This window comes from Dorea formicigenerans, from assembly GCF_025150245.1.
GTDB lineage: Bacteria > Bacillota > Clostridia > Lachnospirales > Lachnospiraceae > Dorea > Dorea formicigenerans.
The window spans coordinates 1,406,473-1,429,275 of the sequence record NZ_CP102279.1 but is presented as its reverse complement, the minus strand read 5'-3'; the positions used below and the strand labels follow the sequence as shown (position 1 = coordinate 1,429,275).

Sequence of the window (22,803 nt, the reverse complement as noted above, 5' to 3'; positions counted from 1 at the left end):
TATCACTCCCAGCTTTTTATTTCATTTTTTCTGCTTCGCCGTACATATAGTACGCGGAACATGCACCTTCTCCTGACACCATGCATGCGCCAACCGGATGCTGTGGTGTACAGACCTTACCAAATACCTTACAATCAGAAGGTTTACATTTTCCCTGAAGAACATCTCCGCACCGGCATGCAGGATTTGCTTTTCCCTGAATCGACGGAATCTTGTATTTCTTCCGTGCGTCAAATGCGCTCCATTCCTCTTGAAGTCTCATTCCTGAACCTTTGATTACGCCAAGTCCTCTCCATTCACTATCACAAGGTTCCATCATCTCTTCTACCAGCTTCTGCGCCTGTGGGCTTCCATTCTCTGTTACTACACGCGGATAACAATTTACAAAAAATGGCCTGCCTTCCTGAAACCGTGCCAGTGCCACTGCCAGCGCTGTCAAAAGTTCTTTTGCTGTAAATCCTGCTACCACACCGCTGACTCCTTCTTTTGCCAGTTCTTCGCACAGCTTCGTCCCGGTGATTGCATTAACATGTCCCGGATACAGGAAAATGTCTGCGCTTCCCTTCAATGCTTCATATGCCTGCGGCATCGTTTTATTCGCTGTCAGAATCGAGTAGTTCGTCAAGCCCTCTTCCCTTGCTTTTTTCACAGAAAGACAAGCAGACGGAGTGGTGGTCTCAAATCCGACTGAAAGGAATGTAACCTGCTCCTTTGGATGTTCTTTGGCATACTCCTTCGCATCTACTGGAGAATAAACAATACGGATTTTCGCACCCTTTTCTCTTGCCCCGGCAAGACTCATATTAGTTCCCGGTACACGTACAAGATCACCAAATGTACAGATCGTCACTTGCCTTTCCAGTGCCAGATAAATTGCTTCGTCAATGAATCCGACCTGTGTTACACAGACCGGACACCCCGGTCCCGAAATCAGTTCCACCTGTTCTGGCAAAAGTTTCCGGATTCCAAGTCTGAAAATCTCATGTGTATGGGTTCCGCACACTTCCATGATCCGCACCGGAGGACCATCATAGCCTTCGATGATCTCTCTGGCTGTTTTCTTTTTTTCTTCCATTATAATAAATCCTCCATGAGCTGATCTGTCTCACTTTCATCTTCATCCGTAATCTTCGCGATTGCAACTCCTGCATGTACCATTACATAATCTCCCGGCTCCAGTTCATCCAGAAGTTCCGCAGAAACCTCCCTCTTTGCTCCATCAGCATCTACCACTGCCATGCCTTCATTTATTCGCACTACCTTTGCTGATAATCCAACACACATGCTCTTAACCTCCCATAATCTATTCTTTTTATCTTTCAAGATCTGTTTTCACTATCTGTCTGCTTCTTTTTATTCAGATATGCCATGCCGTAAACTGCCTGGCCAAGCCCGATACCGCCATCATTTGGTGGAATCAGATGATGCCGCAATACCTGGAACTTTCGATTTAAAAGTTCCTTTTCCACGAGTTCCAGCAATAGACGGTTCTGAAATACGCCGCCGCTTAGCGCCACCTGATTACATTTCTTCTGCGTTCGTACATTTTCGCAGGCAGCGCAGATCTCCATTGCAAGCAACTGATGAAATATATACGCAAGCTTTCCGACATCTTCCCCTTGTCTTCTGCCCTCGATCATCTGCCAGACAATTGCATTCGTCTGCAAGAAAATATGTTCATGCTCCTTAACATCTGTATGCTTACCATTCTTAGCATTTGGGGCATTCTTGACATTCTCGGCATTTTTGGCGTTTTTGGTATTTTCCGTATTCTTTGCCTCATGTTCTTTCTGCCATGCCTCTGCTGCGAATTCCAGTGCCATGGACGCTTCCCCTTCAAATGTAGAGCTTTTTTGAATCCCCAAGATCGCACTTACTGCGTCAAACAACCTTCCTGCACTTGTAGACTCAATTGCATTCAAATGTCGCTGTGCCATAGTAAGAATCACATTTGCTTCTGGTTCGGTACATAATTCCAATTCTTTTATGATATTTTTTGCTTTTTCTTTCTCCCTCACAAGTCCACCAATGATGGAGACTGCAATACGAAATCCTTCTTGGGAAGCAATGTCTCCGCCTACATGCCAGAATGGCTCAATACTGCCTATTCGTTCGAAATGTTCATAATCTGCGTACAGAATCTCACCGCCCCAGATAGTACCATCCGTTCCATATCCGGTTCCATCAAAGGAAACGCCAATGACTGGATCTGCGCAGTCATTTTCCGCCATACAGGATAAAACGTGCGCATAATGATGCTGCACTTGTATCATTGGCAGCTCCATTTCATGCGCCACCATTGTGGAATTGTACTTCGGATGCAGATCTGCCACTACAAGCTCTGGCTCTACTTCCAGCAAAGCAGTCAGTCGCGTGATTGTCTCCTGAAGCGCTTTCACCGTCCGAAGATCTTCCAGATCTCCTACATACGGCGCCGGATAAAACCGGTCATCATGTCCAATACAACATGCATTTTTCAATTCTCCGCCCACAGCAAGTACCTGCCCTTGCCACGCTTTTGAAAGCATATATGGGAGTGGTGCATACCCCCGGCTTCTTCGGATCATATACGGTTCTTCCCGGTAAAAATCCATCACGGAATCGTCTGCACGGATACGGATCTTCCGGTCATGAGAAAGTATGCAGTCGCATAAATGTGACAGTTCCTCTTTTGCTTCCCGGTCATCTCTGCAAATTGGTGCACCGGAAATATTTCCACTGGTCATCACGAGAAAATCCGGCATCTGAATGCCGTCATCATACTGAAATAACAATAGTTGAACCGGTGCATAAGGAAGCATTATCCCCACCTTCGGATTAAAAGGAGCTACCGATTTTGCAAGTTTGCTTACGCCTTCTTTTTTATCCAGCAACAGTATCGGTTTTTGATGCCCGGTCAGTATCTTTTCCTGTTCTTCGCTAAGTTCACATACACTGCGCACCGCCTCTTCGTTACGTGCCATCACTGCAAATGGTTTGACCGGACGTTTTTTTCTTGTCCTCAAAAGTTCCACGGCTGATTCCTTTGTCGCATCACAGCACAAATGAAACCCACCGATTCCTTTGACTGCCACAATTCCGCCTTCCGCGATTACGCGTCTGGCGTAAGTAACCGCGTCTCGTCCTCGTTCGCTTCTTTCTGCCAGATACACCTGTGGTCCACAATTATTGCAGCAAACAGGCTGTGCATCAAATCTGCGGTCCTCTGGATCATGGTATTCGTGTTCACAGTCCGGACACATTGGAAATTCTTTCATACTGGTACGTTCCCGGTCATACGGAAGTGCATCTAAAATAGTCAGTCTCGGTCCGCAGCATGTACAGTTAATAAATGGATGCAGATACCGTCTGTTCCCCGGCTGATACATCTCTTCCTTGCACTCTTCGCAGATTGCAATATCTGGAGAGACAAAGATTTCCCCTTTCGTCTTTTCGCTCTCAACAATCTGAAAATCTTTATAAATTTCCGGATTTTCAACGTCTTCTATATTCATCTTCAAGATTGCTGCACGTTTCGGAGACTGTTCACGGATCATGGTCACAAATCTATCCACCTGTGCTTCTGGCGCCTGTGCGAAAATCTCTACATAAGGACCTTTGTTACTGACGCTCCCATGGATATTACAAGTCGTTGCGTGACGGCTTACAGTTGGACGAAAACCGACTCCCTGAACAATTCCGTAGACACGGATTCGTCTGGTCAATGTTTCTTTCATCTCTACGCCTCCCGCTTTTTCATTTCCTCACGCAATTTTCCTGACACGGCAAAATGTGTGGCATCTATAAAAATTCTTTTTCTTTCCGTCTCATGTGCATCCGCCACACAACCTGTTCCAGCCATTTTATAAGCATCTTCAGTCATGCGTTTCATCATCGGATCTGCAAAAACAATGTCGTAATCCTCTTTCTTGATAAGCTCCATATAATCATCTTCTTCTCGAAGTGAAATGTCACCTTCTTCGGAGAGTTCCTGCTTCATCATGAACCAGCTTGCTACCGTAATAACTGCATTGTTATCAACAGCTGGATCACCATTTACTTTCTGGCATCTTCGTCTGATTTCTGCACGCATTGCATTTCCAATAACCTGCTGATGCACGATTAGGATTTTCTTTCTCCGATAATCCATATCCGGAACCAGCTCTTCTACAATTGGGTAAGTGACCTCATAAGGTGTGCCAAATGTTTTTTCCAGATATTTCGCAGCTGCCAGAGCCGCCGGGGAAGCTACAATATTTTTTTCAACCTCTCCTGCTGTTCGATGATTATCAAGACCATCCGTGCTCCGGCAGACATTTTCTCCCATGCAGTAGCAGATTGCTTCTTTTCCTTCTTTTTCCTGGTAATATTCTCGAATCTTCTTTGGTGCCTGAAGGTCACTTATGTCCTGCGGCGTTAATCCAAGAACCCCGATCTTTCCCTGTTTTTTCTCAATATCCAGATTCGGCTTAATTCTTTCACTTGCCTTATCAATCATTTCCTTTTCTGCAAATGTCCGGAAAAGCTCCAGCCATGCTTTTTCTTCGCCCACATCATATAATTCCATACCATCTGTATCAATGGTGATAACAGGCATATTTAATTTTTTCTCGCACATTCTTCCAAGTGCCTTGTAATCCGTTCCGATTACTGCCGGAACCGGTGTCCCGATGATTGCTACAAACTTTACATCGAGCTTTGAAGCTGCATCCACCAGCTTCTCCACCAGACGGTCATCTCGTCCGAGAATTGCGTCCATATCACGCAGTCCCGCACTGAACAAGGCACTTTTTTGTTCAAACCAGCGCGGCTCATCAAAACCACATACATTTCCTGTACAGCCGCCGGCGTCACAGATTGCGATCAGTCCCCCAAGTTCATATAACACGGACACCGCACCAGACTGATCCGGTGCAAATGGTGTCAGATATTTTCTAAGTCCTCTCACTATACTACCTCCAGTAATTGTTCGAATAATCTTCTCACTCCTGCATATCCATATGGCTGTTCTTCCCCGTTCCACATGACATATGGACAATCCGGATGATAATAACAGGCATCTTTTCCGATTGCCAGATTCACATCGCTTTTCGCCGGGTCATAATAAATCATCGTCGGTTCCATATTGGAAAATACTTTCGTCTCTGGACTTATTTTTGCCAGAGAACGAATGTATGTGAAGTTCTCCACCGTGATTGTCCCATAAATTTCCGGTACAGAAAATCCGTAACGTATCAAGGCTAATGATAGTTCAAATGGATCAGCGTTCAGGCATTCTCCGATTGCAAAAGAAGCATCCGGACACCTCTGCCGGAATTTTTCCAGTGCATCTTCTGCCTGCTTTTTATATTTTTCATCATAAAATGCAACACCGAGTGCATTACCAAGTGCATGATACTGATTTTCAATCTTGTCTATCTGATAAAGTCTTCGAAGCTCGATAAATGGAATTTGAAGCCGGTTGTGAAAATCTTCTGCTGCAAATCTTGCTTCGTGGTGCAGTACCAGATTGAAATTTGCTTCTGACATAGTCTGATATTCCATATAATCCTTACATCTGGAAATCTCATGAATCGTCTTCACTCCCGCACTGTGCAGCAGATCATAAATTTCACAGTCATCCACAAGCGGCGAGAAAAATCCCAAAAGATTGACTACATTGCCTTTCTTTTTTCCCGGCTCAAGCAGTGAATATAAGGACTGCCTTACATGTACCATCGGTGGTTTTCGGCCTTCTCTTGTAAGTGCATACATATAACAAGGTCTGACCGGAATCTCTACCTGTTCTTCCGCCTTTTTGCACACCCGCTCCATATCCGTTCCAAGAAGGGCATCCACACAGGTAATGCAGATCATAACGACCGACGGTTTTTTCGGACAGACACTACAGATTTCCTCTACTGCTTTTGGAATTTTTTTCAAATGTCTTCCTGTCACAATATCGGTCTCGTCCATCATCAGATAATAGAACCGGTCATTATATTCCTTCATCGAACTGATCAGTGAAGTATTTCTTCCACAACACCCCGGAGCCACGATCAACATAATGGAATCTGGTACTGCAAGACCGGCACGCTTCACGCCAAAGCCTTCTGCTCCCGGTGAATTGAATGCCAGTGTAGCCGGCGAACTGTAGATCAGATGCTTATGTGACTGAAACTGTGTCGGAATCTGTTCCAGGCCAAGCCTGCTCAGTTCCTTCGTTGTACAGAAAAATGCTTCTTTTTCCGCTTTCTGTTTTTCTGCTTTCATCTTCGTAATTCCCACCATGTCCTTACTCCTCGCTTTCCAGTAATTTTTTTGCGAGGTCATAGAATCTTCCACTAATCTCTGACTCTGGATTTCCTTCAATCACCGTCTGTCCCTGATCTTCGTAACGGATGATCTCATCGCTTCTTGGAATCTCTCCCACGATTGGAATTCCGCTTTCCTTAGAAAATGCCTGCACTTTTTGCACCTCATTTTCCACGTTTCTGTGATTCAGTACAATGCCAAACACCCGTGCATAGCTTCGGTCTTCAAAATTGCGAACTGCGCTGGAAATGTTATTAGCCGCATACAACGCCATCTTTTCTCCGGACGTTACAATCAATACTTTTTCTGCATAGCCTTCCCGGATCGGTGCTGCAAAGCCGCCACACACAACATCTCCGAGAACATCGTAGAGCACTACATCCGGCTTGTATGTCTCAAAAAGTCTCAAATCTTCCAGAAGCTGGAATGTTGCGATAATACCTCTGCCAGCACATCCCAGTCCCGGCGTCGGGCCGCCTGTCTCTATACACAGTACGCCGCCAAATCCTTCCTTTGAAATATCTTCTAATTTCTCCGGTTCCTCGTCTTCCTCCCGCATATAGTTCATGACCGGACGAAGAGGCTTTCCTTCCAGCAGATTAATTGTAGAATCTGCTTTCGGGTCACAGCCTATCTGAATGACTCTTTTCCCCATTGTAGCAAATGCTGCCGCCAGATTCGAAGTTACTGTGGATTTCCCAATTCCACCTTTTCCGTAAATCGCTACCTTTAACATGTCTTCCTCCAAATTTTTCCCAACGAAAAAGGACCTTTCTCCTTCCGGAAAAAAGTCCTTATATCTGCCACTAAAGTAGTATTCACCCTGAGAAATCTGTACAGATGCGATTTCTGCATGATGGATTCTTGTACAAGGAAGATGCACTTTCCCCAACTGCATCTTCCCTGTGTCCGATATATTCGACTATTCCCGCTCGGATTACCTTGCCGTCAGAGTCTTTTTTAATTATCTTCTTTTAAATTGTCTTTTTGTATTATAACCTGCCAAACTACTTTTGGTCAACATATGCTATTTTATTCACAAAATTATTTTTTCTTTTTCGGCAAAAACAAACTCAACAGCAGAGATACCACAAACACACCTGCCACTGCATTTCCATTGAAGATATCTCCCACCTCATGTGGAAATGCACTGAAGAAGTTGCCGGATGTCTGTGTCAGTCCTACACCGATTGCAAATGCCAGTGATACAATGACCATCGTCCGGTCATCGAACTCACATTCTTTGAGCATCTTGATTCCTTCATACATAATAGAACCAAACATCATAACTGTACAGCCGCCAAGAACTGCCTGTGGCAGGGAATTAAAAAATGCTCCCAGCGGCGGGAAAAGTGATGACAAAATCAAAATAAATGCTCCCATCAAAATCGTAAACCGGTTGATGACCTGCGTCATCGTTACAAGTCCTACATTCTGGCTGAAAGAAGTCAACGGCAGACATCCAAAACAGCCGGAAAGTGCACTGGAGAATCCATCTACAGCAAGTGACCCCTGCAATTCTTCCATCTTGATCTCGCGATCTAAAGCACCGGTACATACGGCGCTTGTTGCACCAGTTGTCTCTGCCGCAGATACAAGAAATACAATAGCAATTGTCAAAAATGCTCCCATATCAAAGATTGGTTTATGGCTGGTCAGAAAGACCAGCTTCGGCAGACTGAAGACTCCAACTTCCTGTACAGTCTTTGTAATTCCGGAAAAGTCTACCATCGGCGCAATGCCTGCAACCGTAAAAATGATTGCCAACAGATATCCAAGAATCAATCCTACCAGGACATTCAGATTCTTATATACCCCTTTCAGTAAATATCTGGCTACCAGGCATACAATCAGTGTAAATGCTCCAACAACCAGATGATACCATGCACCAAAATCAGCAACTCCGCTTCCGCCGCCCCAGGAATCCATACCTACGGACAATAACGAAAGTCCGATTGCGATAACTACACACGCGGATACGACTGGTGTCAGGAAGCGCTTCCAGTATCTGGCGCTAAGACCTACCAGTCCTTCAAAAATACCGCCTAAAATAACAGCACCAACCATCCCTTCATATCCAAGTTCCGGATTGGTACAGATTACTAACAGACTTCCAAGAAACGTAAAGCTGACTCCCATAACAATCGGAAGCCCAGACCCGATCTTCCACACCGGATATAACTGCATACATGTTCCGATACCTGCCACGAACATAGCACATTGTAAAAGCTGGGTGATCTCTGCAGAAGTCAAGTGTTCCCCTGTTCCTCTTACCAGCGCGGCACTGCAAACGATCAGCACCGGCGCCAGGTTTGATACAAACATGGCCAGTACGTGCTGCAGCCCGAATGGAATTGCTTTTTTCAGTGGCACTCTTCCGTTCAGCCGGTATATATTCTCCGTGCTGACATCTGCCACTTTTTCTTCTTTGTTTGTTGTACTCATTGTTTTTCCCTCTCAAATCCTTTTTCTTACTTTTATTAGTCCGGTCTACTCAACCTTCCCAATCTCACTAAACGGCCAGTAGCGGAAAACGGCCTTTGCAAGAATCGCATCTTTTTCTACGAAATGCTTCTTCCAGTACCTGGAATCCAAACTGTTATTACGATTATCCCCCATCATAAAATAGCAGTTTTGTGGAACTTCATATGGTCCGAAATCTCCGATCGGTACTTCGTTACAGAAACTGTCATCCAATGGCTTCTCTGCTCCATCTATGTATACTTTTCCGTCTTTCACTTCCACAGTCTCCCCAGGCAGACCAATGACTCTTTTTATAAATATCTTAGATGGATCATCCGGATATTTAAAAATGACGATATCAAACCTCTGCGGATCTTTTGATTTGTATGCAAGCCGGCTGCCGATGATCCGGTCTCCCTTCATAATTGTTGTCTGCATAGATTCAGACGGAATCACCGCATTGATATAGACCAGTTTATTTAGTGCAAACACGACCAGAAAAATAATAAGAAATGTCTTGGCATAATCCCATATCGTTGCAAGTACCCCTTCTTTTTCCGGTTCATGTTCCCCTTTCTTTCCACTCATATATATATCTTCCCTTCTACTTGAACATTCTCTTTTCAAAATATCATGTGTTATAGCTCACAAGATGTTTCTATTCTACCACACATTGCCCTATGCAGGAAACTAATTTCTATTTTTCAATGCTTCCAGTTATGGCAAAAATGGCAAAAATCACATTTTCATCTTGCTTTTACATTTTTTCAGGTCTATAATAACTGGTAAATCGGAACGTTCCATGCAATACATATCATTCTATGGGCATTCCGAAAATTACATACGGGGAGCTGGTGAAAACCGGCTGAGAGGAAGCGTAATTCCGCTTCGACCCATAACCTGATTTGGATAATGCCAACGTAGGGAACATATCTTAACGCGATAATTAAGGAAGATGCTCTACGCATCTTCTTTTTTTATACAAGCGATACATTGGGGACACCACCTTGTACCGCTATAGAAAAACTCAGACAAAAAATGAAAATGGAGGCAAAATGAACATGAGAAACTACACTACACAAATGGATGCAGCCAGAAAAGGAATTCTCACGCCTGAAATCAAGACCGTTGCTCAAAAAGAGCATATGTCCACTGACGAGATGATGAAGCTCGTTGCTGAAGGCAAGGTTGCAATCTGTGCCAACAAAAACCACACATGTCTGAATCCGGAAGGCGTCGGCAGTATGCTTCGCACGAAGATCAATGTAAATCTCGGAGTCTCAAGAGACTGTAAAGATTACGATATCGAAATGCAGAAAGTGATGAGTGCTGTAAATCTCGGAGCAGAGGCCATTATGGATTTATCCAGCCACGGCAACACTCAGCCTTTCCGGCAGAAGCTGACACACGAATGTCCGGCAATGATCGGAACTGTTCCGGTCTATGACAGCGTCATCCACTATCAAAGAGATCTTGCTACTCTGACTGCACAGGATTTCGTCGATGTAGTACGTCTTCACGCTGAGGACGGTGTGGACTTTGTAACACTGCACTGTGGAATCACCCGCAAAACTATTGAACAGATCAAAAAACACAAACGTAAAATGAATATCGTAAGCCGCGGAGGAAGTCTTGTATTTGCATGGATGTGCATGACCGGAGAAGAAAATCCGTTCTATGAACATTTCGACGAAATTCTGGATATCTGTGAAGAATACGATGTTACCATCTCCCTTGGTGATGCATGCCGCCCGGGATGTCTGGCCGATGCCACAGATGTATGCCAGATTGAAGAGCTTGTACGCCTCGGCGAACTGACAAAACGTGCATGGGCACATAATGTACAGGTCATGGTCGAAGGTCCTGGACATGTACCACTTGACCAGGTCGCAGCCAATATGAAAGTTCAGCAAAGCATCTGTATGGGCGCTCCATTCTACACACTTGGACCACTCGTCACAGATATTGCTCCTGGATATGACCATATTACTGCTGCCATTGGAGGCGCAGTTGCTGCCATGAACGGTGCTGCTTTCCTTTGCTACGTAACACCTGCCGAGCATCTGGCACTGCCAAATGTAGACGATGTAAAACAAGGCATCATCGCTTCTAAGATTGCCGCCCACGCCGCTGACATTGCCAAAGGTATCCCTGGTGCAAGAGATATTGATGATAAAATGGCTGATGCACGCCAGAAACTGGACTGGGAAGCACAGTACGCCTGTGCTCTTGACCCAGATACTGCAAGAGCGATCCGCGACAGCCGTCGTCCGGAGGATGACCACAGTGATACATGCAGTATGTGTGGTAAATTCTGTGCCGTACGAAGCATGAACAAAGCACTTGCCGGCGAATACATCGATATTTTATAATTCACCTGCCACTTATAGCAGGAATCTTCTCAGGAGATAGAATACATAAAAAAAGGAATACATAGAAAAAGCTTCCAGATACAAATACATTTCATCTGGAAGCTTTTTCTCTAAAAGCCGTTTTATTTATTTTCCTTTTTCCATCTCTTATGAATGTCATTCAGATACTTTTTATTGTACGCAGCCCATTCGTACTGTGACATATACTCCCCTTTATATGCATTCATAAACTCTGCATCTTTTTTATTGAATTTGTAATAGTCACAGTCGATCATCTCCGGAACAATGGCAATATTATTGTAGCTTTTCTCTATTACATCTTCTGCTTCCAGCTCCTTCAACGTCTGTTGCAGTGATGACAAAATCTTCTGAATATACCACTGTTGTTTTTTATCATAGGGTTCATTTTCAAATAAAACTGCTGCCAGTTCCTTCACTGAGCAGGAAGAACCGTTGCGATCCACCAAATATGCCATTACCTCTTTCGCCTTCGATCTGCTGAAATGTGCCGGCTTTCCAGTTCTGTCATATACTTCAAAATTGCCAAAGCACTGAATTTTCAATCTTGGTTCATTTTCAGCCGGCAATGGATAGCGAAGATCTTCCGTCTCTTTTCTGACTTTCCCAGCCGTTACTGGTTTTTCAATATAACCGCTGGCATGTATTGCCATTGCGTCTTTTGTGTACTCATCATATCCTGTAACAAAGATAATATTAATGTCCGGAATAATTTCTTTTAACTGTTTTGCCACATCGATGCCGCTCACACCACGCATACAGATATCTAAAAATGCGATTTTACATCTCGTCTCCTTTGCAAACTCCAGTAATCTGGACGGTTTGCTAAACGGGTAAATATTTGCTTTCGGGCATACCTCCCGGACAGCTTCGCACGTCATCTCCAATGCCAATGGTTCATCATCCGCTATTATAATGTTCATGATTGTCCCCCTTTCGGTAAATTAATTCGTATTTTAGTTCCTTTTCCCTTCTCACTGTAAATATCTACAGTTCCATTGCACATCTTTTGAAACCGGATTCTTGCGTTACGGACTCCTATGTGCTGTCTTCCATCACTTTGCTCTTCCATCTTTGATATATCAAACCCGACTCCGTCATCTATGACGCAAAGTTCAATCTGTTCTTCATTCTCTCTTGTCGTAATTCGAACAGTTCCCCCATCTTCTTTCTGTCCAACTCCCCAGTTTATTGCATTCTCAACAAAAGGCTGCACAGATAACATTGGTACTTTAAAATCAGTTTTCTGCAGATCATATTCTACATGCAGATCATCTCCAAATCGAAGCTGTTCCAGATATAAATATATTTTAACATATTTTAGTTCTTCTTCAAATGGAATTGATTCTTTTTTGTCAATTGCGTTTATATGATTGCGCCAGTAATCCGCAAAATTGATGATTGCCTTCTTCGCTTCTTTTGGATCTTTGCTGCAAAGCTGCGCCAGTGCTGTCAGCGAATTATATAGGAAATGTGGCTGAATCTGGGCAATCATCATCTGCATCTGATTCATGGACAATTCATGTTCCTGCTGTATCAGAATCTTTTCCTGTTCCACGATCCGATCATACTGTGCCATATGGACACTAATGCAAATATAGATCAGCACCAGCGTTGTCGCCAGATTAAATGTGGTTGATTTCCAAAGCATTTGTGCCGGAATCGATGCAATCGGTATCAATCCGTACATAAGAAGGCTTAACACATCATGTCTGACAAGCGCTTTCCTGTGTTTTAACAAAATCACAATGTTTCCACACATCACAATAATACAATAAAACTGACACAGCCAATAAATCGAACCTTTTGTATAATTCCCCTGTGTGTCCAGATAATAAAACTTCCCACTGATATCACTGGTGATCCATAATATGATTGCAATCACTGTTGACAGCATGACGAGATACACGTAAGTATTTCCAATCTTCTCGTGTTGATAGATTGTCTCTTTTACATAATAGGTATAGACCATACATTCCAGAGAGAGACAGGTAAAAGTCAGATTCAACATAAATAGAAGCCACACTTCATTCTTTCCGAAATCCATAGCGGTCCAGCTCAGTACATCTGCCGTAAGTACGATCATGTGAATCACAAGCCAGATGATCAGAATATAATCTAATGTATTCCTCTTTGCTTCCTTCGATGTAACATGTTTGATTCCACGTTGCATTTTAATCTTTGCAATACATGCAAACAGCAATACGAATGTAACTAATGCTGCGAAACTTTCCAAAGCGGTATTGGCAAAAGCTATTTCACCCGACATAAAAATTCCTCCATTTTTATTATCCGTATAATTATTATGTATCATTTGACATTTTGTAAAAAGAAAAGGATCCTTCTTTCTCGAAGAACCCTTATATGCACATCTATATAAAAAAGAAGCTGGAAATCGGACTTGAACCGACGACCCCTTCATTACGAGTGAAGTGCTCTACCAACTGAGCTATTCCAGCAAATGTTGTGATTGACGTACGACAACCACAACTACTATTATATCGAATCTTCTCAGATTTGCAAGAACTTTTTTAGTTTCTGAAGCATTTTTTACTTCTTGCTTCTTATCAGTTCTCTTTTCCCATCTGGACAGTCAGATGCGGATATGCCATCTCAATCTCATTCTCATCCAGTTTCAGTTTGATTTCTTCCAGAATCCTCCATCTTGCATTCCAGTAATCTTCATTCTTCACCCATGCACGGGCACCAATGACTACCGAACTTTCTGCAAGTTCATGGACAAATACCAGAATTTCTTCATTCTTGATGGTCGCATCGTCCTGTCTGATAATCTCCTCAATGACCGCCTTTGCTTTTCGCAAGTCCGCTTCATAAGCAATATCTACTTTCAGATCCAGCTTTCTCTCCGCCTTAGCCGTTGCATTCGTCAGACTGTTGTTGGTCAGCATTCCATTTGGAATCACAATCGTTTTATTATCAACGGTCGATAACTTTGTATAAAAAATCTGAATTTCCTTTACCGTCCCTTCGTTGTGGTTTGTATCCTCAATAATATAATCTCCCACTTCAAATGGTTTCAGAAGCAGAATCAATACTCCGCCTGCAAAATTAGAAAGGCTTCCCTGCAGAGCAAGACCGATTGCTACACCGCCAGAAGCAATAATCGCTGCCACTGAAGTTGTATCAACTCCTAATTTTGCTGCAATCATAAAAATCAACAGAAAATATAAAGAAAATTTCAAAACAGAGTCTACGAACTGCTCTACTCCTTTGTCTGCACTGGACCTTGCCAGCGATTTTCTCACAATTTTCCGTATAAATTGGATCAGAACACGCCCGATCATAAATACTGCAATTGCGATCAGCACTTTCACTCCAAATCCGATCAGGTCTGAAAGATGATCCTGCAGATACTGCGTTGCCTGATTCACCTCATTCACTGCATCCTGCGTTGCATCTGTCACTCCTTTTGTCGCATCTGCCACCCCTTGTGACACATCCCCTGAATCCACTTTTAAGGATGTTCCCTGTGTTGTTGCCAATTTTAACAACATGCTATTCATATTATTGTCTCCTGCTTTACTTTCTAGTTTACATTTTCATATCCAGTCTCTCTATTTCTTCAGGGCAAGAAATGCACTCAATGTTCCGCGTTCATTTCCTGTTGTTCTGTGTGAGAACAAAATATCCGGGTTGCAGTGTGTACATACATTGGTCACTGCAATATGCTCCGGAAGAATTCCTGATTCTAAAAAAACAGACTCATTTGCCTTCCATAAATTCAACTGATATTTCCCATTTTCTTTCTGATAAAAAATTTCAGGCCAGAGATTTTCGTCATAATTCTCACGGAATTTTTTAATAACATCTTCACTGACTTCATAACAATCCTGACAGATAGACGGTCCTACCGCTCCTAAAATATCTGCCGGATCACAACCAAACTCTTCCTCCATCTTTTCCACAGTTACTTTTCCAATCTTTCCAACTGTTCCTCTCCATCCAGAATGGCTCAGTCCAATGACTTTCTTCACCGGATCCACAAAATAAAGTGGTACACAATCTGCATAAGAAGTTACAAGACAGATTCCCGGCACGTCCGTAATCATTCCGTCTGTCTCAGGAAAGGACTGTCCCCTCTCCCTGGCGTATACGCGCTTTACATTCGTCGTATGTGTCTGCTGCGTATAAGTAAAATCTGCCACTTCTACGCCGATTGCCTGCGCAATCAGTTCACGATTCTTTTTCACCGCCTCCGGATCATCTCCTCTTGTCAGGCTGATGTTCATAGAACTGAAGCACCCGGTACTGACTCCACCAAGTCTGGTAGAAAATCCATGATTGACGATTCCTGTATTTTCAAAAAGCGGATAGGACAGATACGGCACACCGCCGCGCTGCCGCTCTGCAAATATCTGCTCATTATTCTTATATTTTAATCCAAGACTCATATATTTCTCCTAACTTCATCTGTCCATACTTCGTTGCTGCATTTACATATTTTCAAATCCAAAAGCTACATTAACTACATCAGTGTAAATGCATCTTTATATAGCGTGATTTCTTCCTGACCCTCAGCTCCGGCTATGGCAACCACGTCGAATCTGCATGGTACGTCATCGTTCCCCTGCTTCATCAGAAAATGCATGGCACATTTTGCGATAGTCTGTTGTTTACGGGCATCGACTGCCTCTGCCGGATAGCCGCTTACACCCGTAGTTCTATATTTCACTTCTACAAAGACAAGGTATTCTCCGTCTCTTGCAATCAGATCGATCTCTCCCAGCCTGCAGCGATAATTATATGTCACAATCTTGTATCCCAAAGATTCAAGATAAGCACCTGCTTTCCTTTCATAGCCGGTGCCTGTCCTGCGATTATTCTTCTTATACATAATTATGTATGAAAGATCTTCTGTGGATCGGTGTCGGTCCCAGTTCTTTTAACCCTGCAATATGTGCTTTCGTTCCATATCCTTTATTACTTGCGAAATCATACCCCGGCAGTACCTTGTCATATTCCACCATCAGCCGGTCTCTCGTCACTTTTGCAATAATACTCGCTGCCGCGATAGAAATGCTTTTCGCGTCACCTTTGATGATCGGCACCTGCAAAATGTCTACCTGTGGAATCGTCACCGCATCATTTAACAAAATGTCCGGACGCACTTTCAGATTATCAATTGCCATACGCATTGCTTCATAAGTGGCCTGCAAAATATTAATTTCATCAATTCTCGCAGGACTTGCCATACCAATCCCCGTTGCTACCGCGCGGTTCATGATCTCGTCATACAGCATTTCACGCTTTTTTTCGGACAGCTTTTTTGAATCATTCAGATACAAGATCATATCATCTTTGGGCAGAATCACAGCTCCTGCCACGACCGGACCTGCCAACGGTCCTCGTCCGACCTCGTCAATCCCGCAAATGTACGGATAATCCTTGTATTCTTCTTCAAATGTGCTCATTGCTTTTGTTCTTGCAATCTCTTTTTCCAGACGTTCCTGCTGTTTTTTCAGCTTTTCTTCTTCCCGCTTATTCATGCCTGATCACTCCCATCTTGTCAAATGGATAGATACGCACCCACGCTTTTCCCATGATCGTATCTTTCTTCACTTCTCCTACACTCGGGTCACGGCTATCCTGACTGTGATTCCGGTTATCGCCAAGTACAAAATATTCATCTTCTCCAAGGGTAATTGGCTGCGATGCCGCCATCGGATCGTCCATCAGTTCATTTCCATAAATGTCTGATTCCAAGCGGCTGCCATTGATATAGACATAACCGTCTACTACCTGTACCGTCTCTCCCGGCAGCCCGATAATACGTTTTATATAGTAAGTATTTTCCTCATACTGATATGGAAATACAATAATATCAAAACGTTTCGGATCTTGGAACCGGTAAGACAGCTTGTCCACCAGAAGCTGATCTCCATCGCTTAGAGTCGTCTCCATGGATGACCCGCTGACACTTGTTCTTTGTCCCACATAAGTAATGATGACATATGTTAAGACAAGAATGACTATAATATAAAAAATCCACCCTAATATCTCTCTTATAATTCCCGGCTCTCTCCTTCTTCGTCTTCTTGACATAGAAAGTAAGTTCCCCTTTCTGATTTCTATTTACCTTTACGCTTCTTCTGTCTGTGGATACTCAAGCGTAAGTCGTCCAAGCTTTCCTTCCCGGAAATCATCCATCAAAATCATGGCTGCCTTCTCCGTATCCAGTTCATTTCCACGAACAAGGCAATGTCTGCTTTCTGCAATACGCCCAAGCATTACATATGGGTCTGGGGCAGCTGTAATGGTATACTTATTCTCCAGTACACCCGGATAATTTGCTGCCAGAAAACGGATCAACTCTGCTGCCAGCTCTTCTGTCTGTAACACCTCATCCTTAATCGAACCGATCAGCGCAAGCCGCAATCCTACTGTCTGATCTTCGAATTTTGGCCAAAGAATTCCCGGTGTATCCAGAAGCTCTACCTGTTTGTTCAGGCGGATCCATTGTTTTCCTTTCGTTACACCTGGCTTGTTACCGGTTTTAGCGGCTGCTTTTCCGGCAAGTGAATTAATAAATGTAGACTTTCCTACATTCGGAATTCCAACGACCATGGCACGAACCGGACGGTTCAGAATCCCACGCTTTCTGTCGCGCTCGATCTTCGCCTTACATGCCTCCTGGATCACGCTTTGTACGGATTTTACTCCGCCGCCTTTTCTTGAATTTACTTTCACAACATGGAATCCTTTTTTCTTAAAATATTCGGTCCATGCCTCATTCCATCTTTCCTCTGCCAGATCTGATTTATTCAAAATGATCAGTCTCGCTTTATTCTTACCAAGCTCATCAATATCCGGATTCCTGCTGGATAACGGAACCCTGGCATCTACAAGCTCAATGATCAAATCAATCAATTTAATATTTTCCTGCATCATACGCTTTGCTTTTGTCATATGACCCGGATACCACTGAAAATGCATATTTCTACTCCTTTACAAATCCAAAGTGTGTTTTTGGCGAGATGACAAACCAGGCTTTTCCGTAAATGTAGCTGTATTTCACATTTCCTACATTGGCATTACGGCTGTCTTCACTGTTCTGCCTGTCGTCACCAAGAACAAAATATTCATCACTGCCTAATTTTATCTTTTCATTTACAATGCCGACATCATCAATCTTGGAAGTCTCATAATCTTCTTGCAGCTTTTCACCATTGATGTAGACTGAATTTTCGACAATCTCCACGCTCTCTCCTGGAAGAGCAATGATCCGCTTAATATAATAATGGGAATTTTCATTTCCCTTTGGTTTAAATATAATGACATCGCCACGCTTCGGCTTGCTTGCATTATACACAATCCGGTTGGCGAGCACAATATCCCCGTTTTCAAGAACCGGCTTCATGGAATCTCCGACAACACTCACACGCTGTCCGAAATACCATACACACACAAATGCGATCAGTATTGTCAATGCAATCTGAAAAATCCACTTTCCAATAACTGGGATTAAAGACCAGTCTATGTTTCTTAACAGCTTTACAACTTTTTTCTTTGTCGGCTGCTGCATTCTCTTCTGCTGTCTTAAAAGCTTTCTTCTCTTAGCTTCCCGCTGTTTCCGGCGTTTCTTTGCCGCCCTTTTTCTGGCATTCTCTCTGCCCGTAAAATTACCCCTTATCGAACTTTTTTTCATAGATTTATCCCTATATCAGAAAAAGGACAATTACATGTATGTAGTTGTCCTTTTTTACTCTGTTCTCTTCGTTTAATTATTTTACCAGCTCTTTAACTTTAGCTTTCTTACCAACGCGGTCTCTTAAGTAGTTAAGTTTAGCTCTTCTTACTTTACCTCTTCTTACTACTTCAACCTTCTCTACGTTAGGTGAGTGAACTGGCCATGTCTTCTCAACACCGATTCCGTTAGATGTCTTTCTAACTGTAAATGTCTCTCTTGAACCGCCACCCTGTCTCTTAAGAACAGTTCCTTCAAAAATCTGAATTCTCTCACGGTTACCCTCTTTAATCTTACCGTAAACCTTTACAGTATCTCCAACTCTGAATTCTGGAGCCTGCTCTTTTAACTGAGCTGCCTCAATATTCTTAATAATATCGTTCATCTGTGTGACCTCCTTGTTTAATTGGACGTTCTTAATACAAAATGTACCAGAGGACCATCTCGTTTTTCTTCACAACATGCTATATTTTATCACAAACTTCTTTATGTTGCAAGAAGTTTTTAATTTTATTTTTTCATTTATTTTTCCGGCAATCCATTCAATGTTTTTAATCTTTCCAGATTGTAAATTGACAGTTTTCTAAATTCTACTGTCCTGTAGCTTCAAGCATAATTTCTTTCGCCAACTTCTGCTCTTCTTTTGTCAGTTTGGCTTTTTCAATCAGATCCGGACGGTTCTTTGCTGTGCGGATCACAGACTGCTCTCTGCGCCATTTTTCTATATTCGCATGATGACCGGACAAAAGTATGGCTGGCACCTGCTTATCATGCCAGATCTCCGGTCTGGAATACTGTGGGTACTCAAGAAGATTATCCTGAAAGCTCTCGAATTCTGCGGACACATCATTATGCAGAACCCCCGGCACCAGTCTGGAAATCGCATCGATCATAATCATAGCCGGAAGCTCTCCGCCAGTCAGGACATAGTCTCCAATCGACACATAGTCTGTGACAACTTCATTTAATACCCGTTCATCAATTCCTTCATAATGTCCGCACAAAAATACCAGATCTTCTTCCTGGGCAAATTCCTCTGCCATCGTCTGGTTAAATGTCTTCCCCTGTGGAGACAGATAAATCACACGCGGGCTTTTCCTGGTACCCGGATTGCTTAGCAAAGCTTTCACTTCTATTTTCTTTTTCACAGCCTCATAGCACTGATACACAGGCTCTGCCTGCATCAGCATACCTGCTCCCCCACCATAAGGATAATCATCTACGCTGTTGTGTTTGTTAAATGCATAGTCTCTGATATTTACCGCTTCTATATCCAAAAGTCCTTTATCCATGGCACGTCCGATAATACTTGTATTCAGACCGTCCATCACCATGTCCGGAAATAATGTCATAATATAAAACTGCATGATTACACTCCTTAAATCAGACCATTCATCAGATGAACAGTAATGATCCCACTTTCCATATCTACGTTCAGAACACATTCTTTAATTGCAGGCATAAGAACCTCTCCATGCTCCTTTGAATCAATCACATAGACATCATTCGCCCCTGTTTCCATCACGTCACTCAGTGTTCCGAATTCTGTTCCATCTTCTGTTATAACTTTCATGCCGATCATGTCTGCAACAAAATACTCATCTTCTTCCAGCGGCACAGCATTTTCTCTCGTCACGAGCAACGGACAGCGTTTATAACGCTCAATATCATTAATATTGTCAAATTCTTTAAATTTTACAATAACGAACTGCTTAAAAAACTTCACATGTTCCACTTCCAGATCCAGCTTTTCTTTTCCCGTATCCAGAATTACTTTTTTCAGTTTCTTAAATCTTACCGGATCATCTGTAGTCGGAAAGACTTTCACTTCTCCGCGCACCCCGTGTGGCTGTGTGATGACACCTACCTGCAATAACTGTTCCATACATTCCTCCGCTTTTTCGAATCAATTCGTATAAATCTATATCTGGTAACGTCCGAAGAACTTTCACTGTTCTGGCGGACACATTTCTTTCTTCATAAAGAGAGACAGGCCTGGTAAAACCCGGTCTGTCCCTATATCCATCCTGATTAATCCAGAATATCTACAATCACTTTCTTGTCTTCCTTCGCTGCCGCTGCTTTTACTACTGAACGGATAGCCTTGGCAATACGTCCCTGTTTTCCGATTACTTTCCCCATATCAGAATCTGCAACACGTACTTCCAGGATAGTTGTCTTCTTCTCCGTGCGTTCGTTTACCGTTACGCTTTCCGGATCATCGACAAGAGCTTTTGCAATGACTTCAACTAACTCTTTCATCTTTGTACCTCCAGGCACGAATTATCTATTTCTCAATTCCAGCTGCTTTAAAGATCTTTCCTACAACCTCTGTCGGCTGAGCTCCTGTATTTAACCATCTCTTAGCTGCTTCCTCGTCTACAGAAATTCCGCTTGGCTCAAGGTTTGGATCATATGTTCCAATCTCCTCGATGAACTTTCCATCTCTTGGGGCTCTGGAATCTGCTACTACGATTCTATAAAAAGGTGCTTTCTTCTGTCCCATTCTTCTTAATCTGATTTTTACTGCCATTGTTCTTTTCCTCCATAAATGAAAATATTTATTTTTAATAGTTTTATTTATATAAAGTGCCTTGCACCATATACCATTTTTAGAAAGGCAACTTGAACTTGCCTTTTTTGCCTGGTTTTGCAAATGTCTTCATCATCTTCTTTGCTTCGTTGAACTGCTTGATCATACGGTTTACTTCACTGATGTCTACACCTGCTCCTTTTGCGATTCTGTGCTTTCTTGATGGATTTAAAAGATCCGGATCTCTTCTCTCAGCTGGTGTCATAGAATGGATCATAGCTTCCATACGTGCCATACCTTTTTCTGCTTCATCCATCTGCTCATCGCCAAGACCTTTCATCTTGCCCATTCCCATACCGCCAAGTCCCGGCAACATGTTCATGATATTTCCAAGTCCTCCAAGCTTCTTCATCTGCTTGATGCTCTCAAGATAATCATCAAAATCAAACTGGGCTTTTTTCATCTTCTTGGACATCTCTTTTGCTTTGTCCTCGTCAATGTCAAGTTCTGCCTCCGCCTTCTCGATCAGAGATAAGACATCTCCCATACCGAGAATCCGGTTTGCCATACGATCCGGATAAAATTGCTCCAAATCAGAAAGCTTCTCGCCCATACCGACATACAGAATCGGTTTTCCGGTTACTGCCTTAACGGATAACGCAGCACCACCTCTTGTGTCACCGTCCAGTTTGGTCACGATCACACCGTCTACACCAATCTTTTCATCAAATTCTTTTGCCACATTGACCGCATCCTGTCCGGTCATAGCATCAATAACAAGAATTGTCTGATGTACAGTAACAGTATTCTTAATCTCTTCCAGCTCAGCCATCATATCTTCATCGATATGAAGACGTCCTGCCGTATCAAGGATCACCAGATTATTGCCATTCTTCTGGGCATGCTCAATTGCAGCCTTTGCAATATTCGCCGGTTTATGGTTGTCACCCATGGTAAATACTTCCACACCCTGCTTTTCCCCGTTGATCTGTAACTGCTTAATTGCTGCAGGACGATAAACATCGCAGGCAACCAAAAGCGGTTTCTTGCCTTTTAACTTAAACTTCCCAGCAAGCTTTGCTGTTGTAGTCGTCTTACCTGCTCCCTGAAGACCTGCCATCATAATCACTGTAATGGCACTTCCCGGCTGAAGCTTGATCTCGGTTGTCTCAGATCCCATCAGATTACAAAGTTCTTCATTTACAATCTTAATTACCATCTGACCCGGATTCAGACCATTCATAACATCCTGGCCGACCGCTCTTTCCTGAACAGTCTTAATAAAATCCTTTACAACCTTAAAGTTTACATCTGCCGCCAGAAGCGCACGCTTAATCTCCTTTAACGCTTCCTGCACATCTGCTTCCGTAAGTCTTCCTTTACTTCTAAGATTCTTAAATACATTCTGCAGTTTTTCTGTCAGACTGTCAAACGCCATA

The 22,803-nt window shown here is 43.0% G+C and carries 24 protein-coding genes, 1 tRNA gene and 1 riboswitch; of the genes, 1 reads left to right on the top strand and 24 read right to left on the bottom strand.

Annotation, left to right across the window (positions count from 1 at the left end):
• Nucleotides 1-16 precede the first annotated feature (16 nt).
• From hypD to lepB (NQ560_RS07025), 8 genes are all read right to left on the bottom strand, one after another.
• Entirely contained in the window at nucleotides 17-1,075 is a 1,059-nt protein-coding gene (hypD, locus tag NQ560_RS07060) for a hydrogenase formation protein HypD (protein WP_005332973.1), read from the bottom strand.
• Nucleotides 1,075-1,284: a HypC/HybG/HupF family hydrogenase formation chaperone gene (locus NQ560_RS07055; protein WP_005336157.1), complete on the bottom strand. Its 210-nt coding sequence runs from the start codon at nucleotides 1,282-1,284 to the stop codon at nucleotides 1,075-1,077. Before NQ560_RS07055 ends, hypD begins: the two co-directional genes overlap by 1 nt.
• Nucleotides 1,285-1,319: 35 nt before the next feature.
• Nucleotides 1,320-3,716 carry a carbamoyltransferase HypF gene (gene hypF / locus NQ560_RS07050; RefSeq protein WP_005332975.1) on the bottom strand — a complete coding sequence of 799 codons (2,397 nt, stop codon included), beginning with the start codon at nucleotides 3,714-3,716 and terminating at the stop codon, nucleotides 1,320-1,322.
• Nucleotides 3,717-3,718: 2 nt separating this feature from the next.
• Nucleotides 3,719-4,927 carry a nitrogenase component 1 gene (locus tag NQ560_RS07045; protein WP_005332976.1) on the bottom strand — a complete coding sequence of 403 codons (1,209 nt, stop codon included), beginning with the start codon at nucleotides 4,925-4,927 and terminating at the stop codon, nucleotides 3,719-3,721.
• A complete protein-coding gene (locus NQ560_RS07040) occupies nucleotides 4,927-6,249 on the bottom strand; it encodes a nitrogenase component 1 (RefSeq protein ID WP_081445665.1) in 1,323 nt (440 codons plus the stop codon). Before NQ560_RS07040 ends, NQ560_RS07045 begins: the two co-directional genes overlap by 1 nt.
• Before the next feature lie 4 nt (nucleotides 6,250-6,253).
• Nucleotides 6,254-7,009 carry a nucleotide-binding protein gene (locus NQ560_RS07035; protein ID WP_040015488.1) on the bottom strand — a complete coding sequence of 252 codons (756 nt, stop codon included), beginning with the start codon at nucleotides 7,007-7,009 and terminating at the stop codon, nucleotides 6,254-6,256.
• Nucleotides 7,010-7,317: 308 nt separating this feature from the next.
• The gene (locus tag NQ560_RS07030; RefSeq protein WP_005332984.1) at nucleotides 7,318-8,718 is read right to left on the bottom strand and encodes a uracil-xanthine permease family protein; all 1,401 of its coding nucleotides are present in this window, start codon (nucleotides 8,716-8,718) and stop codon (nucleotides 7,318-7,320) included.
• Nucleotides 8,719-8,763: 45 nt separating this feature from the next.
• On the bottom strand, nucleotides 8,764-9,324 hold the full coding sequence (gene lepB / locus NQ560_RS07025; RefSeq protein WP_005332986.1) for a signal peptidase I: 561 nt from the start codon (nucleotides 9,322-9,324) through the stop codon (nucleotides 8,764-8,766).
• A gap of 246 nt (nucleotides 9,325-9,570) precedes the next feature.
• Nucleotides 9,571-9,681, top strand: a riboswitch (TPP riboswitch).
• A 116-nt stretch (nucleotides 9,682-9,797) separates the two neighbouring features.
• Between lepB (NQ560_RS07025) and thiC the strand changes: the two genes are divergently transcribed.
• Nucleotides 9,798-11,108 (top strand): phosphomethylpyrimidine synthase ThiC, encoded by a 1,311-nt coding sequence (thiC, locus tag NQ560_RS07020; protein ID WP_005336130.1) that lies wholly within the window; start codon nucleotides 9,798-9,800, stop codon nucleotides 11,106-11,108.
• Nucleotides 11,109-11,230: 122 nt separating this feature from the next.
• On the opposite strand, the gene NQ560_RS07015 is transcribed toward thiC, so the two are convergent.
• The 16 genes from NQ560_RS07015 to ffh all read right to left on the bottom strand — a co-directional run bounded on the left by NQ560_RS07015 (nucleotide 11,231) and on the right by ffh (nucleotide 22,802).
• A complete protein-coding gene (locus NQ560_RS07015) occupies nucleotides 11,231-12,049 on the bottom strand; it encodes a LytR/AlgR family response regulator transcription factor (RefSeq protein ID WP_005332989.1) in 819 nt (272 codons plus the stop codon).
• A complete protein-coding gene (locus tag NQ560_RS07010) occupies nucleotides 12,046-13,395 on the bottom strand; it encodes a sensor histidine kinase (protein ID WP_161597502.1) in 1,350 nt (449 codons plus the stop codon). Before NQ560_RS07010 ends, NQ560_RS07015 begins: the two co-directional genes overlap by 4 nt.
• A 117-nt stretch (nucleotides 13,396-13,512) precedes the next feature.
• Nucleotides 13,513-13,585: transfer RNA gene (locus NQ560_RS07005), tRNA-Thr, on the bottom strand.
• 108 nt (nucleotides 13,586-13,693) lie between these two features.
• Nucleotides 13,694-14,650 carry a mechanosensitive ion channel family protein gene (locus NQ560_RS07000; protein ID WP_005332990.1) on the bottom strand — a complete coding sequence of 319 codons (957 nt, stop codon included), beginning with the start codon at nucleotides 14,648-14,650 and terminating at the stop codon, nucleotides 13,694-13,696.
• A gap of 51 nt (nucleotides 14,651-14,701) precedes the next feature.
• On the bottom strand, nucleotides 14,702-15,538 hold the full coding sequence (pgeF, locus tag NQ560_RS06995; protein ID WP_005332991.1) for a peptidoglycan editing factor PgeF: 837 nt from the start codon (nucleotides 15,536-15,538) through the stop codon (nucleotides 14,702-14,704).
• A 74-nt stretch (nucleotides 15,539-15,612) separates the two neighbouring features.
• Nucleotides 15,613-15,981: a YraN family protein gene (locus tag NQ560_RS06990; protein ID WP_005332992.1), complete on the bottom strand. Its 369-nt coding sequence runs from the start codon at nucleotides 15,979-15,981 to the stop codon at nucleotides 15,613-15,615.
• Complete coding sequence (locus NQ560_RS06985; protein ID WP_005332994.1) at nucleotides 15,974-16,633, bottom strand: ribonuclease HII; 660 nt, start codon at nucleotides 16,631-16,633, stop codon at nucleotides 15,974-15,976. Before NQ560_RS06985 ends, NQ560_RS06990 begins: the two co-directional genes overlap by 8 nt.
• Nucleotides 16,626-17,189, bottom strand: coding sequence for a signal peptidase I (gene lepB / locus NQ560_RS06980; RefSeq protein WP_005332996.1), 564 nt, complete (start codon nucleotides 17,187-17,189; stop codon nucleotides 16,626-16,628). Before lepB (NQ560_RS06980) ends, NQ560_RS06985 begins: the two co-directional genes overlap by 8 nt.
• A gap of 36 nt (nucleotides 17,190-17,225) precedes the next feature.
• Nucleotides 17,226-18,080: a ribosome biogenesis GTPase YlqF gene (gene ylqF, locus NQ560_RS06975; protein WP_005332998.1), complete on the bottom strand. Its 855-nt coding sequence runs from the start codon at nucleotides 18,078-18,080 to the stop codon at nucleotides 17,226-17,228.
• Nucleotides 18,081-18,084: 4 nt separating this feature from the next.
• Nucleotides 18,085-18,792 carry a signal peptidase I gene (gene lepB / locus NQ560_RS06970; protein ID WP_005333000.1) on the bottom strand — a complete coding sequence of 236 codons (708 nt, stop codon included), beginning with the start codon at nucleotides 18,790-18,792 and terminating at the stop codon, nucleotides 18,085-18,087.
• A gap of 76 nt (nucleotides 18,793-18,868) precedes the next feature.
• Nucleotides 18,869-19,216, bottom strand: coding sequence for a 50S ribosomal protein L19 (gene rplS, locus NQ560_RS06965; protein WP_005333002.1), 348 nt, complete (start codon nucleotides 19,214-19,216; stop codon nucleotides 18,869-18,871).
• Nucleotides 19,217-19,421: 205 nt separating this feature from the next.
• Nucleotides 19,422-20,198: a tRNA (guanosine(37)-N1)-methyltransferase TrmD gene (trmD, locus tag NQ560_RS06960; RefSeq protein WP_005333004.1), complete on the bottom strand. Its 777-nt coding sequence runs from the start codon at nucleotides 20,196-20,198 to the stop codon at nucleotides 19,422-19,424.
• A gap of 11 nt (nucleotides 20,199-20,209) precedes the next feature.
• A complete protein-coding gene (gene rimM, locus NQ560_RS06955; RefSeq protein WP_005333007.1) occupies nucleotides 20,210-20,716 on the bottom strand; it encodes a ribosome maturation factor RimM in 507 nt (168 codons plus the stop codon).
• A gap of 146 nt (nucleotides 20,717-20,862) precedes the next feature.
• The gene (locus NQ560_RS06950; RefSeq protein ID WP_005333013.1) at nucleotides 20,863-21,093 is read right to left on the bottom strand and encodes a KH domain-containing protein; all 231 of its coding nucleotides are present in this window, start codon (nucleotides 21,091-21,093) and stop codon (nucleotides 20,863-20,865) included.
• 25 nt (nucleotides 21,094-21,118) lie between these two features.
• Nucleotides 21,119-21,364, bottom strand: a complete 246-nt coding sequence (gene rpsP, locus NQ560_RS06945; protein ID WP_005333014.1) for a 30S ribosomal protein S16 — start codon at nucleotides 21,362-21,364, stop codon at nucleotides 21,119-21,121.
• Between the two features lie 79 nt (nucleotides 21,365-21,443).
• A complete protein-coding gene (gene ffh / locus NQ560_RS06940) occupies nucleotides 21,444-22,802 on the bottom strand; it encodes a signal recognition particle protein (protein WP_005333015.1) in 1,359 nt (452 codons plus the stop codon).
• Between the last annotated feature and the right edge of the window lies 1 nt (nucleotide 22,803).